Origin of the sequence: Massilia solisilvae, assembly GCF_024753215.1 — a bacterium.
Lineage (GTDB): Bacteria > Pseudomonadota > Gammaproteobacteria > Burkholderiales > Burkholderiaceae_D > Telluria > Telluria solisilvae.
In genome coordinates, this window is sequence record NZ_JANUGV010000002.1 from 23336 (window position 1) to 38343 (window position 15008).

Below are 15008 nucleotides of genomic sequence, written 5' to 3' on the forward strand. Positions count from 1 at the left end.
CATGCTTCACCGCGGACATGTCTTCGCGGGATTCTGGCAGGCCGGCACGGTACAGGATGTTACGTTTTGTATCGCGTCGGGGGGTATCGACAGCAGGACGTCGCATTACCACAACAAGGGCGGCGCAAGCTTACAAATATGCATCAGCGCATTTGCATAAGACAAATACGATTTTACTGCGCAATTTATTTGGAGCAAATATAAATGCTGGCAGGTGGCCGCATTTTTTTACGTGAGGGCCGGCGGCAGGGCTGCTTGTATGGACGTGGCGGCAAAGCGGCTGGCCAGGAAAAACGCCACGCGCTGCTGCGTGTCCGCGAGGTAGGGGATGGTCAGGTGGTCGGAGCCGGGCACGATGTCGTCACCGCACAACTGGGCCAGCTTGGCCACGAGCTGGTCGGTGTGCGAGTGGGGGATCACGTCGTCGCGCTCGGCGCGCAGCACGTAGGTTGGGGCCTTGAGCGCGGGCGCGTACTTGATCGACTCGAAGCGGTGGCGCAGCATGTACTCGATCGGCATGCCGCGAAAGCGCCGCTTGGCGATCGCCAGTACCGAGTCGTAAGGGGTGATCAGGACCACCGCGTGGGCCGGCCGCTCCTTGGCGACCTGGATCGCCACGCCCGAACCCAGGCTGCGCCCGACCACGGCGATGCGGCCGGCGTCCACGTAGCCGTTCCCGGTCAGCCAGTCGAACAGGGCGCAGCCGTCATCGACCATGTGAGTTTCTGCCGGGTCGCCATGCGAATTGCCGTAGCCGCGGTAGTTCATGGCCAGCACCGTCATGTTCGGAAACATGCGGCCGGCGTCGCGCGCGACCCAGGACACTTCTTCGGAACGGCCGCCGAAATACAGCACGGCCGGGTGCGGGCCGGGCACGTGCGGGGTCATCAGCCAGCCGCACAGGCGGGTGCCGTCGTTGGCGCGCAGCACCACGGGGCGCGTGCGGTGTCCGCTGCTGCGCGGACTGGGGACCTCGGGCGTGACCACGGGATTGAACACCAGGCGCCGCTGGTTGGCGGCCACGGCAGCCGTCAGCCCCAGCCACAGGAAGCTGGCGAATCCGGCCATGCCGGCAGCCATTTTTTTGGACGTGGTGTTCATGCGACCCAGCTTACCCCCCGGCGGTCGCGCGCTCTGTGCGGTAACGAGCAAACGCTGCGCTAGTTCAGCAAGATCGGCGGGAACGTGGCGCGCTTACAACGAAAGACGGCGGACGGCTTGCGTTGTGCCAAGCGGCGCGGTGCCGGCAGCTTTGCGGGATTGGGACCGGCCGCACGGACGGGTGGACGCGTGGGCAGACGAGCTGCCACCCTGCGCGGTGGCGCCGGCGCTTCGGTAGGGTAGGGTGGGCAGCTCGTCTGCCCACGCGTTCAACCAGTGGCGGTGTTCACTCGACAGCAGCGCTTGCCTGCTTCAGTGCAGTACCGGCCCGGCCGACGGCACGTACTTTTCCGCGCCCGCCATCGCATGCTCGATCTTCTCGTCCCCCGGCAGCATCTTGACGTCGCGCTCGTGCTCCACCGGGCTCACGCCTTTCACGCGCATGCCCTGTTCGTACACCAGCCGCCCACCGAACCAGCCGGACACGATCACCCCCAGCGCGCCAAGCGCGGACAGCGCCAGCGAGCCGCCGACATGGCGCGGCTGGTTGCGGCGCATCAGCACGTTGGCGGCGGTTGCCACCATTACCCCGCCGTTGAGCATGGCGTGCAGGTTGGCGGTGCGCTTGACGTCGGTGTCGCGCTCGATGGTGAGGTAGTCCATGGCCCCCGCCAGCGCCGCGGCGGCGCCGCCGATCAGCGCGCCCGTCAGGCCGTAGTACGCCGCGTTGGCGTAATCGTCGTTGTCGGTGGCGTTGTGCATCGCATCCAGGATGAAGCTGAAGGGCAGCAGGGCCGCCGGGGCGACGACGAGCATTGGGTGCAATGGATGGCCGGCGAGCGTGGACTTTGGCATGGGAAACTCCTTACGAGGATCGGTTCGGTCGAGGCGAGCGGACAGTGTGGCATAAGCCCGCTGGCGCACACGCACGATAAACGTGGGCAACTGCGGGCCGGGCGCCGCAGGCGAAACGGTTCACTTGCCGGGCACGAGCCGGATCACCAGGTTGTGCGAGGTCAGTGCCACCGCGGCATCGGTCTGCATCGTGATGCCGATCGGCGAATCGAGGCCGCCGGGCAGCGGTCCGAGCACGATGCCATGCTGCTGCGCCACCCCGGCCACCGTGGTCGTGTTGTTGGCCACGTCGATGCGGCGCACGGTGGAGTTGGCGGTGTCGGTCACGTACAGGTTGTCCATGCTGTCCACCGTAATGCCGCTCGGGGAGCACAGGCGCGAGGTACCGGTGGGACCGTCCGCGCTGGAGCACACGCCTGCGGCGCCGGCCAGCGTGGTGACGTTGCCCTTCGGGTCGATCATGCGGATCGTCGAATTGGCGGTATCGGCCACGTACACGTTGTTCCAGCGGTCCACCGTGATGTCGCGCGGCTCGCAGAACATGGCGCTGGTCCCGCGTCCGTCGGCGCTGCCGCACACGCCGGTCTGTCCCGCGATGGTCGTCACCTGGCCGGAGGGCGCGATCTTGCGGACGGTGTGGTTCTTGGTGTCGGCCACGAACAGGTTGCCCGCCTGGTCCATCGTGATCCCTTGCGGATTGCAGAACTGCGCAAAGCCGCCGGCGCCATCGGCCGATCCGCATGCCCCGGCCTGGCCGGCGATCGTGGTCACCGCGCCGGCCGGGCTGATCTTACGGATCAGCGAGTTGCCGGTGTCGGTTACGTACAGATTGCCGCCGCCGTCGATGGTCAGCCGGGTTGGATTGCGAAAGCGCGCGGCGTTGCCGGCGCCGTCGGCGCTGCCGTCCTGGCCCGCCGACCCGGCCACCGTGGTGACCACGCCCAGCGCCGTCACCTTGCGGATGATGGAGCCGCCGCGTTCGGCCACGAACAGGTTGCCGTGGCCATCGTAGGCCACGCCTTCGGCGCCGTTGAACCGGGCGCCCGAGCCGGTACCGTCGCCCGAGCCGGTGCACAGGTTGCACTGGTCGCCCGCGATCAGCGTCATGCCGGTCGGCTGCGACGGGTCGCCAGGAGCTGGCGCCGGGGTTTTCTTGGGATGATCCCATTTGTCGTGGGGATGGCCGTCGTCCCACGTCACGCACCAGTCGCTGCTGCCGCCGCAACCGGCTGTCACGGCACATAGCACAAGTGGCGCGAACCACAATCCGGATGTCTTCATGTTCTTCACCTTTCCTTGATCTGTTCGCACCCAGATTAATTGTCGGGTTCGACCAAGGTCTGAGGACGATCAAGCGTGTCAGGGTGGTGGGCGCGGCATCGGTTAAGATGGCCGTTGTGCCAATACGACTGACTGGGAAGAGTCCATGCACTATTTGCTGATCTATGATCTCGCGTCCGACTATTTGGACCGTCGTGCAGAGTTCCGTACCGAGCATCTGAAGTACGCGTGGGAGGCGCAGCAGCCAGGCGAACTCGTGATGGCAGGTGCACTGGCCGACCCTGCGGATCACGCGATCCTGATGTTTAAGTGCGACAGCCCCGAAACCGTGACGCGCTTTGCGGCGTCCGACCCTTACGTGACCCATGGCCTGGTCAAGGCCTTCCACGTCCGGCAGTGGAATATCGTAGTGGGCGAGGACGCGACCAACCCCGTGCGGCCTTGAGCGGAGCCGGTTTTGTAGGGTGGGCACACTGTGCCCACGCGGTGATACGTGGCGCGTGGACGGGAGAACGGGTGTTGCGGCCGCTTGGGTGACTTGTATCACCGCCGCCCATGCGTTCGTCGATGAGGGCCAAAGCGACGCGAGCTCTGTTTGGACGCGTGGGCGGGAAACCCGCCCACCCTACGAAACGCGCTGACGACGACGCAAGCAAGCTCATCGGTTAATATTGCCCGGCCTTTCCTAAAGCCGGGAGTATTCATGCATTCAGCAGTCAACCTGTGGCCGCTATTGGGCGTGGCCGTGATCGTCGTCGGCTTCGTGCTGCGTGCGCACCCGGTGCTGGTGGTGGTCGCGTCATGCGCGGTGACGGGGCTCGCCGCCGCGCTGCCGGTCACCCAGATTCTCGAATCGCTGGGCGCGGCGTTCATCAAGACGCGCAATCTTCCACTGATTTACATACTGCCGCTGGCCGCAATCGGCCTGCTCGAGCGCTTCGGCCTGAAGGACTACGCGCAGGCGACCATCGCAAAGATCAAGTCCGCCACCGCCGGCCGCCTGCTCATTGTTTACCTGCTGGTGCGCGAACTCTCCGCCGCGTGCGGCCTCACCAGCCTTGGCGGCCAGGCCTCGATGGTGCGCCCGCTGGTCGCGCCGATGGCCGAGGGCGCCGCCGAAGCGCGCGCCGGCCACCTGCCCGACGCGCTGCGCCACCGCGTGCGCGCGATGGCCGCCGCCACCGACAACGTGGGCCTGTTCTTCGGCGAGGATATCTTCGTCGCGTTCGGCGCCATCGTGCTGATGCAGACCATCCTGCGCGCAGAAGGCATCGAAGTCGATCCTCTGCACATGGCCCTGTGGGGGCTGCCCACCGCCGTATGCGCCTTCGTCATCCACAGCTGGAACCTGCGCCGGCTGGACGCGCAGATCCTGCGCGAAGGAGGCAGCAAGTGATCGTCTCGCTCGACTATGTGTACCTGCTGGTGGGTGTGCTGCTGGCCATCGTGGCCGTGCTGTCGGTGCGCGACAAGGCCAATCCGCGCCGCTTCACCACCGCCGCGTTCTGGGGCCTGTACGCGCTCGTGTACCTGCTCGGCGAGCGCATCCCGCCGCTTGCGGGCGGCGTGCTGATGATCGCCATGGCCCTCATCGCCGGCTTCGGCTGGGTGCGGGCAGGGCGCCACGACGCGCTGCCGGAAAGCGAGCGCCAGGCCAGCGCGGCGCGCCTGGGCCACAAGCTCCTGATCCCGGCGCTGGCCGTGCCGGTGGTGACCGTCATCGGCTCCACGCTGCTCAAGGACGTCAAGATCGGCGAGCTGTTCGTGCTCGACCCGAAGAACCTGACGCTTGCGGCGCTGGGCGTGGGCGCGGTGGTGGCGCTGGCGCTGGCCTGCCGGCTCACGCGCTCGAGCCCGATGCAGGGTGTGCGCGAGCTGCGCCGCCTGTTAGATGCGATCGGCTGGGCGCTGGTGCTGCCGCACTTTCTGGCGGTACTGGGGCTGCTGTTTACCGAGGCCGGCGTGTCCAAGGCCGTGGCGCACGTGGTCACCTCGTACGTGAACATGGACCTGCGCTTGGTGGCGGTGGCCGTGTACTGCGTCGGCATGGCGCTCTTCACCATCGTGATGGGCAACGGCTTTGCGGCCTTCCCGGTGATGGCGGGCGGCGTCGGCATCCCGGTGCTGGTGGGGGTCTACCACGCCAACCCGGCGATCATGGCGGCGATCGGTATGTTCAGTGCATATTGCGGCACCCTGATGACACCGATGGCCGCTACCTTTAATATTGTCCCCGTTGCGCTGCTCGAACTGCCCGACCGGCATGCCGTGATCCGGGCGCAGCTGCCAACTGCCTTGCCGCTTCTGGTTGCGAACATCTTCCTTCTCTACTTCTTGATGGATCGGTAGCCAATGATAAAAACTATTCTTCTGACTGGATTCGAACCGTTCAACAAAGCGAGCATCAACCCGTCCTGGGAAGCGGTAAAGGAACTGAAGGGATGGCGCAACGGCGAGTTCGCGGTGGAGGTGCGCCAGCTTCCCTGTGTGTTTGGCCTGGCCAACCGCGTCATGGCGGGCCTGCTGGAGGAGCTCAAGCCCGACGTCGTCATCGCCACCGGCCAGGCCGGCGGCAGGCCCGAGCTGTCGGTCGAGCGGGTGGCCATCAACGTGGACGATGCGTCGATCGAGGACAACGACGGGCAGCAGCCGGTCGATGCCGCCATCGTCGAGGGCGGCCCGGCGGCGTATTTCAGTACCTTGCCGATCAAGGCCACCGTGCGCGAAATGCGCGAGCGCGGGCTGCGCGCAGGGGTGTCGCAGACTGCCGGCACCTTCGTCTGCAACCATGTGTTCTATGGGCTGCTGCACAACACGGCCAACACGCCGGTGCGCGCGGGCTTCATCCATGTGCCCTTCCTGCCCGAGCAGGCGGGCAAGGGGGTGCCGAGCATGACGCTGGACGAGATCGTCGAAGGGCTGCGCGCGGCGGTGATTGCGTCGGTGTCCGCCGAAACCGACATCGCAGAGGCGGGCGGCGCGACGCATTGATCGCCGCCCGTGCGCGCTACGGCTGGCCGCCCCCCACGTCGAGGATTTTCAGGAACGCCCGTACCACCGGGGCGTCACCCTGGGTCGGGTAGGTGATGTACAAATTGGCCGAGGGCGGGTTGGTCTTGATCGGCACGAAGGTCACGCCGGGCCAGACCACGCGCGCGGTCGTCTCGGGCATCATCGCCCAGCCCAGCCCTGCGCCCACCATTGCCAGCACCGTCTGCGGTTCGGTCACCTCCTGGAAGATCACCGGTTCAAAGCCGGCATCGACGCAGCACTGGATCTGGTAGCGCGCGTCCGGCGCCCGGTCCAGCGAAAGCGTGAGCATCGGTTCGCCGGCCAGGTCGGTCAGCTCTACGTGCGGCCGCGTTGCGAGAGGGTGGTTCTGGTTCAGCGCCACGCAAACACTCTCGCGAAAGCCCAGCTCCTGCTTCAGGTTCGATTGCTTCAGGCTGTCCGCGTCGATGCGTGGCTCACGCCAGAACCCCACGTCGATCTGTTTGGCGCGCAGTGCCTCGAACTGGTCGTTCGGCCCCAGTTCGTGCAGGGTCCAGCTCACGCGCGGGAAACGTGTCTGGAATTCCTCGAGCAGTTTCGGGATCGGTCCCCACATCGCGGAGCCCACGATGCCCACACGCAGCCGGCCCACTTCGCCACGGTCGATCTGGCGCACGGTGTCGATGGTCATGCGCATGCGCGCCAGCAGGTCCGCCGCCTCCGTCATCAGCGCCTTGCCGGCCGCCGTCAGCTCGAAGCTGCGCGTGGTGCGCGCGAACAGGCGCACGCCCAGTTCGTTCTCCAGTTTCTGGATCTGCTGCGAGAGCGGCGGCTGCGAGATGTGCAGGCGCTCGGCCGCGCGGCTGAAGCTCTTCTCTTCGGCCACCGCGAGGAAGTACTTGAGCTGTTTCAGGTCGATTGACATGGCGCGGCTTCCTTTGGGTCAGGCGTTCGCCAGCACGGGCGCACCATGCAGCGCCACCGCCAGGCGCGCGCCGACCAGCGCGTTGTGCTTGACCAGCGCAATGTTGGTCGCCAGCGAGCGCCCGCCGGTGAGCTGCTTGATCCGGTCGAGCAGGAAGGGGGTGATCGCCTTGCCGGTCACGCCCTGCTGGTCCGCCTCGAGCAGTGCCTGGTCGGTGATGCGGTCGATCTCCATCTTCGGCATTGCCGCCTCTTCGGGCACCGGGTTGGCCACCACCACGCCACCTTTCAGGCCCAACGCCCATTTGGTGCGGATGAAGCTGGCCTGCTCAGGCGCGCTGTCGATCTGGAAGTCTGCCTTGAATCCGCTCTCGCGCGTAAAGAAGGCCGGAAAGCCCGGCTGGCCGACGCTCACCACTGGCACGCCGTGGGTCTCGAGGTATTCCAGCGTCAGGCCGATGTCCAGGATCGACTTGACGCCCGCGCACACCACCGCCACGTTCGTGTGCGCCAGCTCCTGCAGGTCGGCCGAGATGTCGAAGCTTTTTTCCGCGCCGCGATGCACGCCGCCGATGCCGCCGGTGACAAACACCTGGATGCCGGCCAGCTCGGCGCAGATCATGGTCGCGGCCACGGTGGTCGCGCCGAGCTTCTTCTGGGCCAGCACGTAGGGCAGGTCGCGCCGGCTCACCTTGATGGCGTCGCTGGAAGACCCGAGCAGTTCAAGCTGCTCTTCCGACAGGCCGATGCAGATGCGCCCCTTGATGAGCGCAATGGTCGCCGGCACGGCGCCGGCGTCGCGGATCACCTGTTCGACTTCGCGCGCGGTCTGCACGTTCTGCGGGTAGGGCATGCCGTGCGAAATGATCGTCGATTCCAGCGCCACGATCGGTTTGCCGGCGGCGCGGGCGGCGGCTACTTCAGGCGAGAGGAGAAGGTAAGGGTGCATGGATCAGTCCTGGTTGGAGTCGGTTGGCAGCTCGCCCAGCATTGCCGGCGACAGCTGCGGGCAGACGGTTTGCTTTGATGCGAGCGTGAGCGCGGACAGGCGCAGGCCGCGCTGGCAGGCAAGCCGCAGGTCGTCGCCGTCCTGCTGCAGCGACCAGCATACCGCGGCTGCGAACGCGTCGCCGGCGCCGGTCACGTCGACGATGGCGGTCGCGGGCGCGGGCAGGCGGGTAAGGCCGTCGCCGCTGGTGAACAGCACGCCTTGCGCGCCGCGCGTGACGACGAGGTCGCGCGCGCCCTGTTGCTGCACTTCGCGGCAGGCGGCGGCAAAGTCTTCTTCGGTGGCGAGCGCGCGGCCCACCCGCACCGCCAGTTCGCCAGCGTTCAGGATCAGGAGGCGCACGCCGCGCAGGTCGGCGGGCAGGCGGTCCATCTTCGGTTCAGACACGGCGACCACCACCAGCGGCACGTTGTCGCGCTGCGCGTCCGCCGCCACCAGCGCCACGGTCTCGCGCGGCAGGTTCAGGTCCGCCACCAGCAGGGCCGCGTTGGCGCGCTGCGGCTGGCGCGCGGCGATCACCTCGGGCGTCAGCCGGTCGTACAGCGCCATGTCGGCCAGCGCCACGGCCATTTCGCCATCGTGGTCGAGCACGGCCGTGTAGGTGCCGGTCGCCGCGTCCGCGAGCCTTGCTACCCCGCGCGTGTCGATGCCAACCTGGTCGGCGTGGGCCGTCAGGGCGGCGCCTGCCGTGTCGTTGCCGACGGCTGTGATCAGGCCGACTGCGGCGCCCAGGCGCGCCAGGTTCTCTGCCACGTTGCGCGCCACGCCGCCGAAGGATTCGTTCTGGCTGGCCGGGTTGGAGGTGGCCGGCACCAGCTTGGCCACGGTACGCAGCTTGCGGTCGAGGTTGGCGGCGCCGATGCAGACGATGGCGCGGCGCTCCGGCAGCACATAGGCGCGGCCGAGCAGGCGGCGTTCGCGGATCAGCGCTGCAATGTGGCCGGCGACGGCCGAGCGCGACAGGTGCAGCTGGTCGGCCAGCTCCTGCTGGGAGATGAAGGGGTTGGTCCGGATCAGCTCGAAGAGCCGGTCCTTTTTGGATGTGTCGGTCACGGGATCGGAGGATCTCAACAATTGTTGTGAATGCTAAACAAAAGTTTGAGGCGCGTCAAAGGCATTGTGTCCGGGGTCCAACAAAACAGGCGTTTGAATTTATTCTATCGCGATATAAATCGGGAACAAAAATGGTATTTGCCATACGAATCCACCCTCATGCATAGTTATAATAATTTTCTGGCCTATCGGCATCCGCACGCCGCTGCGGACATTCGCATCCGACGCCGTCCTCCAGCCCGACACGCCTCCTCATACCGACAAGAAGGAAAACCTCAATGCTCAGCAACACCCCTTTTGAAGCCGCCGACATTATTCGCGCCCGCAAACCGGGCTTCACGCCGCGCGTGGCGCTGATCCTCGGTTCCGGCCTTGGCGTGCTGGCCGAGCAGATGACCGACGCGGTGTCGATCAGCTTCACCGAGCTGCCCGGTTTCCCGATCAGCACCGTGCACGGCCACGCGGGCGAACTGGTGCTGGGCACCCTGGCGGGCGTGCCGGTGGCATGCATGAAGGGCCGCGGCCACTTTTATGAAGGCTACGGCCCGGGCGTGATGATCTCCGCCGTGCGCACCCTGAAGCTGCTCGGCTGCGAGATGCTGTTCGTGACCAACGCCGCCGGCTCGCTGCGTACCGAGGTGGACGCGGGCAGCCTGGTCGCCATCAGCGATCACATCAACGGCCTGCCGGGCAGCCCGATGGCCGGCCCCAACGACGAGCGTTTCGGCCCGCGCTTCTTCAGCATGTCCAACGCCTACGACGCCGAGCTGCGCGAGCTGGTGAAGGCCACGGCGAAGGAAAAAGGCATCAAGCTGCACGAAGGGGTGTACTTCTGCTGCGCCGGCCCGAATTTCGAGACCGCCGCCGAAATCCGCGCCTTCAAGACGCTGGGCGCTGACATCGTCGGCATGTCCACGGTGCCGGAAGTCGTCGCCGCGCGCCATTGCGGCCTGAAGGTGGCCGGCGTGTCGGTCATCACCAACCTGGGCGAGGGCATGTCGCCGTTCCAGCTCTCGCACGAGCAGACCCTGAAATACGCCGCCATCGGCGCGCGCGACCTCGTCGCGCTGATCCCGGCCTTCCTCGAGCGCCTTGCCGGCATGCCGCGCAGCGCTTAACACAACCAACGAGCACACCATGTCCCGCGCATTCATCCTCCTGCTCGATTCGTTCGGCCTGGGCGCGCTGCCCGACGCGGACAAATACGGCGACGCAGGCGCCAATACCTTCGGCCACATCGCCGCATGGGCTGCGCAAGAAGGCAAGCCGATGTCGCTGCCGAACCTTGAAAAACTCGGCCTTGCCGCCGCCGCCCGGCAGGCCTGCGGCGAGTGGGCAGCGGGCTTTCACCAGCGCGACGGCTTTACCGGCGCGTACGGCGTGGCGCGCGAACAGTCCACCGGCAAGGACACGCAAAGCGGCCACTGGGAGATCGCCGGCGTGCCGGTGCTGTTCGACTGGGGCTACTTCCCCAGGACCGTGCCGTCGTTCCCCAAGGAGCTGACCGAAAAGCTGCAGGAACTGGCCAAGCTGCCTGGCTTCCTGGGCAACTGCCACGCCTCGGGCACCACCATCATCAACGAGCTCGGTGACGAGCATGTGGCGACGGCTAAGCCAATCCTGTACACCTCAGCCGACTCGGTGCTGCAGATCGCGGCGCACGAAGAGCACTTTGGCCTCGCGCGCCTGTACGAGGTGTGCGAGATCGCCTACGAACTGGTCAAGCCGTACAACATCGGCCGCGTGATCGCGCGCCCGTTCGTGGGCGCCAATGGCGACTACAAGCGCACCGCCAACCGCCACGACTACGCCGTGCCGCCGCCTTCCCCCACGCTGCTGGACCATGTGAAGGATGCCGGCGGCGACGTGATCGCGCTGGGCAAGATCAGCGACATCTTCGCGGCGCAGGGTGTGACCAAACTGGTCAAGGGGCCGGACAACATGGCCCTGTTCGACCGCCTGGTGGAAGCGGCCGACAGCGCGCCGGACCATTCGCTCACCTTCGTGAACTTCGTCGATTTCGACATGATGTTCGGCCACCGCCGCGACCTGGCGGGCTACGCGAACGCGCTGCACGAACTGGATGCGCGCCTGCCCGAGTTCATGGCCAAAATGAAGGATGGCGACATCGCCGTCATCACCGCCGATCACGGCTGCGACCCGAGCTGGACTGGTTCGGACCACACCCGCGAGCACATCCCGGTGCTGTTCTTCGGCCCCGGCGTCGCACCGCGCGCGCTGCCCACGGCCGACACTTTTTCCGACATCGGCGCCACGCTGGCCAAGCACCTTGGCGTCAAACCCCTTTCGAACGGAACCCCGCTGCTATGACCCAGAACCTGGATTTCAAACGTAACACGGCCGTTGGCCTGGACCTGGGCTGGGTGAACAGCCTGAAGGTCAACCGCAACGCCGCCGACCGCCGCGCCGCCAGCCTGGCCGCGCGCCGCACGGTCAAGAAGGAGTACCAGGCCGCGTGGCTGGTGCGCGCGATCCAGTGCATCGACCTGACCTCGCTGTCGGGCGACGACACGCCGGGCCGCGTCGAGCGCCTGTGCCGCAAGGCGATGCGCCCGCTGCGTTCAGACCTGATGGCAGCGCTGGGCCTGACCGAGCTGACCACCGGCGCCGTGTGCGTGTACCACGAGATGATCAAGCCGGCCGCGCACGTCCTGCAGGGCCGCCTGCCGATCGCCGCCGTGTCGACCGCGTTCCCGGCGGGCCTGTCCTCGCTCGAAACCAAGATCCGCGAGATTGAGCTGTCGGTGGCCGCGGGCGCGAGCGAGATCGACATCGTCATCACCCGCCAGCACGTTTTGACCGGCAACTGGCAGGCGCTGTACGACGAGATGGTGGCCTACCGCCAGGCCTGCGGCGATGCGCACGTGAAGGCGATCCTCGCCACCGGCGACCTGGTCACGCTGGAAAACGTGGCCAAGGCATCGTGGGTGTGCATGATGGCCGGCGCCGACTTCATCAAGACCTCCACCGGCAAGGAAGGCGTGAACGCCACCATTCCGGTGTCGCTGGTGATGGTGCGCGCGATTCGCGAATACTACGAGCGCACCGGCTTCATGGTCGGCTACAAGCCGGCCGGCGGCGTCTCGACCGCCAAGGCCGCGCTGCAGTACCTGACCGTGATGAAGGAAGAGCTGGGCAACGAGTGGCTGCAGCCGCACCTGTTCCGCATCGGCGCATCGAGCCTGCTGACCGACATCGAGCGCCAGCTCGAACACTACGTGACCGGCAGCTACTCGGCAGCCCACCGCCACGCGCAACCATAAAAACAGAACGGACACGTCATGCCAACTATTCAAGAGATCCTCCAAACTATGGACTACGGCCCCGCACCCGAAAGCACCAAAGAAGCGAACGCGTGGCTGGACCAGCATGGACGCCGTTTTGGCCTTTTCATCGACAACGCGTGGACCGAAGCGGCCGACACCTTCCCCTCGTTTAACCCGGCCGACGGCAGCGAGCTGGCGCAGGTGACGCAGGCCACCAGCGACGACGTCGAACGCGCGGTGGCTGCTGCGCGCCGTGCGCAGCCCGGCTGGGCGGCCATGGGCGGCAACGGCCGCGCCAAGATCCTGTACGCGATCGCGCGCCTGCTGCAAAAGCACTCGCGCCTGTTCGCCGTGCTCGAGACGCTGGACAACGGCAAGACCATCCGCGAAACGCGCGACGCCGACCTGCCGTTAGCAAGCCGCCACTTCTACCACCACGCCGGCTGGGCGCGCCTGCAGTACGAGGAATTCGCCGACTACCGCGCCGTGGGCGTGGTCGGCCAGATCGTGCCGTGGAACTTCCCGCTGCTGATGCTGGCCTGGAAAATCGCGCCCGCGCTCGCCGCCGGCAACACCATCGTCTTCAAGCCGGCCGAATTCACCTCGCTGACCGCGCTGCTGTTTGCCGAGATCTGCAAGCAGGCCGGCGTGCCGCCGGGCGTGGTCAACGTCGTCACCGGCGACGGCCGCGTGGGCGAGGCGATCGTCAACCATCCGGGCATCGACAAGCTGGCCTTCACCGGCTCGACCGAAGTGGGTCGCATCATCCGCAAGGCGACCGCGGGCAGCGGCAAGAAGCTGTCGCTGGAACTGGGCGGCAAGTCGCCGTTCATCGTGTTCGACAACGCCGACCTGGACGCCGCGGTCGAAGGACTGGTCGATTCGATCTGGTTCAACCAGGGCCAGGTGTGCTGCGCCGGCTCGCGCCTTTTGGTGCAGGAGTCGGTGTACGAGCGCTTCATCGACAAGGTCAAGGCGCGCATGCAGAACCTGCGTGTGGGTTCGCCGCTGGACAAGTCGAACGACATCGGCGCGCTGGTGGACCCGGTGCAGCAGCAGCGCATTCACGGCCTGGTGGAATCGGCCCGCGCCGAAGGCTGCGAAGTGTGGCAGCCGGCGTGCGAGGCACCCACCGCGGGCTCGTGGTACCTGCCGACCCTGATCACCGGCGCCTCGACCACGGCCACCGTGTCGCAGACCGAGATCTTCGGCCCGGTGCTGGTGGCGATGAGCTTCCGCACCCCGGGGGAAGCGGTGCAGCTGGCGAACAACACCGTGTACGGCCTGGCGGCCTGCGTGTGGTCCGAGTCGATCAGCCTGGCGCTGGACGTGGCGCCGCAGCTCAAGGCCGGCGTGGTGTGGATCAACACCGCCAACCAGTTCGACGCGGCCTGCGGCTTCGGCGGCTACAAGGAATCGGGCTTTGGCCGCGAAGGCGGCAAGGAAGGCATGTACGAGTACCTGACCCCGGTGGCGGAAGACACGCGCCCGGCTGCGCCGATGGTAGCGGACAAGGGCAAGGTCAAGCCGATCGAGGATAACCCGTTCGAGATCGACCGCACCGCCAAGCTCTACATCGGCGGCAAGCAGGCGCGCCCGGACAGCGGCTACAGCCGCGCGATCATGGGCGCCAACGGCGAGTTCCTGGCCGACGTGGGAGAGGGCAACCGCAAGGACATCCGCAACGCCGTGGAAGCGGCGCACAAGGCATCCGGCTGGGCCAAGGCGACCGCGCACCTGCGCGCGCAGGTGCTGTACTACATCGCCGAGAACCTGGCCGCGCGCGGCGCCGAATTCACCGCCCGCATCGCGGCGCAAACCGGTGCCAAGAACGCCGAGCGCGAGGTGCAGGCATCGATCGAGCGCCTGTTCTACTGGGCTGCGTGGGCCGACAAGTACGACGGCCTGGCGCACCAGCCGCCGATGCACGGCATTACCGTGGCGCTGAACGAACCGGTGGGCGTGATCGGCATCATCTGCCCGAACGAGAACCCGCTGCTGGGCTTTATTTCGCTGGTGGCGCCGGCGCTGGCGATGGGCAACCGCGTCGTGGCGGTGCCGTCGCAGGTGGCGCCGCTGTCGGCCACCGACCTGTACCAGGTGCTGGACACCTCGGACCTGCCGGGCGGTGCGCTGAACATCGTCACCGGCAGCGCCGACGAGCTGGCGCGCACGCTGGCGTCGCACTTCGACGTGGATGCCGTGTGGCGCCACGACGGTTCGGCCGAGGGTTGCGCCGAAGTGGAACGTTTGTCGGCCGAGTCGCTCAAGCGTACCTGGACCGGCGGCGGCAAGGGCCGCGACTGGTTCAACGCCCAGCAGGCCTGCGGCCGCGCGGTGCTGTACCACGCGACCCAGGTGAAGAACGTCTGGATTCCGTACGGCGTTTAAGCCACCAGTAACAGATGCACGTCGTTCCCGCGAAGGCGGGAACCCATAGAACGCGTGATTGCACGCTCAGCATGGGTTCCCGCCTTCGCGGGAACAACGTTTTAGAGCTAACAAAA

Annotated in this window: 14 protein-coding genes; 8 read left to right on the forward strand and 6 right to left on the reverse strand. The window is 66.7% G+C overall.

Annotated elements, in window-relative coordinates:
* Nucleotides 1-228 precede the first annotated feature (228 nt).
* The 3 genes from NX773_RS08280 to NX773_RS08290 all read right to left on the reverse strand — a co-directional run bounded on the left by NX773_RS08280 (nucleotide 229) and on the right by NX773_RS08290 (nucleotide 3237).
* On the reverse strand, nucleotides 229-1101 hold the full coding sequence (locus NX773_RS08280) for an alpha/beta hydrolase (RefSeq protein WP_258855889.1): 873 nt from the start codon (nucleotides 1099-1101) through the stop codon (nucleotides 229-231).
* 312 nt (nucleotides 1102-1413) lie between these two features.
* Nucleotides 1414-1956, reverse strand: coding sequence for a DUF2231 domain-containing protein (locus tag NX773_RS08285; protein WP_258855890.1), 543 nt, complete (start codon nucleotides 1954-1956; stop codon nucleotides 1414-1416).
* 120 nt (nucleotides 1957-2076) lie between these two features.
* Complete coding sequence (locus tag NX773_RS08290) at nucleotides 2077-3237, reverse strand: NHL repeat-containing protein (RefSeq protein WP_258855891.1); 1161 nt, start codon at nucleotides 3235-3237, stop codon at nucleotides 2077-2079.
* Between the two features lie 145 nt (nucleotides 3238-3382).
* Here NX773_RS08290 and NX773_RS08295 point away from each other — a divergent pair, with 145 nt between their 5' ends.
* From NX773_RS08295 to pcp, 4 genes are all read left to right on the forward strand, one after another.
* The gene (locus NX773_RS08295) at nucleotides 3383-3682 is read left to right on the forward strand and encodes a YciI-like protein (RefSeq protein WP_258855892.1); all 300 of its coding nucleotides are present in this window, start codon (nucleotides 3383-3385) and stop codon (nucleotides 3680-3682) included.
* 258 nt (nucleotides 3683-3940) lie between these two features.
* Nucleotides 3941-4633 (forward strand): DUF969 domain-containing protein, encoded by a 693-nt coding sequence (locus NX773_RS08300; protein ID WP_258855893.1) that lies wholly within the window; start codon nucleotides 3941-3943, stop codon nucleotides 4631-4633.
* Nucleotides 4630-5586 carry a DUF979 domain-containing protein gene (locus tag NX773_RS08305; RefSeq protein WP_258855894.1) on the forward strand — a complete coding sequence of 319 codons (957 nt, stop codon included), beginning with the start codon at nucleotides 4630-4632 and terminating at the stop codon, nucleotides 5584-5586. The genes NX773_RS08300 and NX773_RS08305 overlap by 4 nt, the downstream gene beginning before the upstream one ends.
* Nucleotides 5587-5592: 6 nt before the next feature.
* Nucleotides 5593-6228 carry a pyroglutamyl-peptidase I gene (gene pcp / locus NX773_RS08310; RefSeq protein ID WP_258856708.1) on the forward strand — a complete coding sequence of 212 codons (636 nt, stop codon included), beginning with the start codon at nucleotides 5593-5595 and terminating at the stop codon, nucleotides 6226-6228.
* 16 nt (nucleotides 6229-6244) lie between these two features.
* Here pcp and NX773_RS08315 read toward each other — a convergent pair whose 3' ends face one another.
* From NX773_RS08315 to NX773_RS08325, 3 genes are read right to left on the reverse strand one after another with little or no spacing between them, the layout of a single operon-like run.
* Nucleotides 6245-7153, reverse strand: a complete 909-nt coding sequence (locus NX773_RS08315) for a LysR family transcriptional regulator (protein WP_258855895.1) — start codon at nucleotides 7151-7153, stop codon at nucleotides 6245-6247.
* Between the two features lie 18 nt (nucleotides 7154-7171).
* Nucleotides 7172-8101: a pseudouridine-5'-phosphate glycosidase gene (locus NX773_RS08320; RefSeq protein WP_258855896.1), complete on the reverse strand. Its 930-nt coding sequence runs from the start codon at nucleotides 8099-8101 to the stop codon at nucleotides 7172-7174.
* Nucleotides 8102-8104: 3 nt separating this feature from the next.
* On the reverse strand, nucleotides 8105-9214 hold the full coding sequence (locus tag NX773_RS08325) for a carbohydrate kinase (RefSeq protein WP_258855897.1): 1110 nt from the start codon (nucleotides 9212-9214) through the stop codon (nucleotides 8105-8107).
* 278 nt (nucleotides 9215-9492) lie between these two features.
* Between NX773_RS08325 and xapA the strand changes: the two genes are divergently transcribed.
* The 4 genes from xapA to NX773_RS08345 are packed head-to-tail and all read left to right on the forward strand — an operon-like array spanning nucleotide 9493 to nucleotide 14892.
* On the forward strand, nucleotides 9493-10332 hold the full coding sequence (xapA, locus tag NX773_RS08330) for a xanthosine phosphorylase (protein ID WP_258855898.1): 840 nt from the start codon (nucleotides 9493-9495) through the stop codon (nucleotides 10330-10332).
* A gap of 19 nt (nucleotides 10333-10351) precedes the next feature.
* A complete protein-coding gene (locus NX773_RS08335; RefSeq protein WP_258855899.1) occupies nucleotides 10352-11545 on the forward strand; it encodes a phosphopentomutase in 1194 nt (397 codons plus the stop codon).
* On the forward strand, nucleotides 11542-12498 hold the full coding sequence (gene deoC / locus NX773_RS08340; protein ID WP_258855900.1) for a deoxyribose-phosphate aldolase: 957 nt from the start codon (nucleotides 11542-11544) through the stop codon (nucleotides 12496-12498). The genes NX773_RS08335 and deoC overlap by 4 nt, the downstream gene beginning before the upstream one ends.
* An 18-nt stretch (nucleotides 12499-12516) precedes the next feature.
* Complete coding sequence (locus NX773_RS08345; protein ID WP_370662233.1) at nucleotides 12517-14892, forward strand: aldehyde dehydrogenase family protein; 2376 nt, start codon at nucleotides 12517-12519, stop codon at nucleotides 14890-14892.
* The last annotated feature ends 116 nt before the right edge of the window (nucleotides 14893-15008 follow it).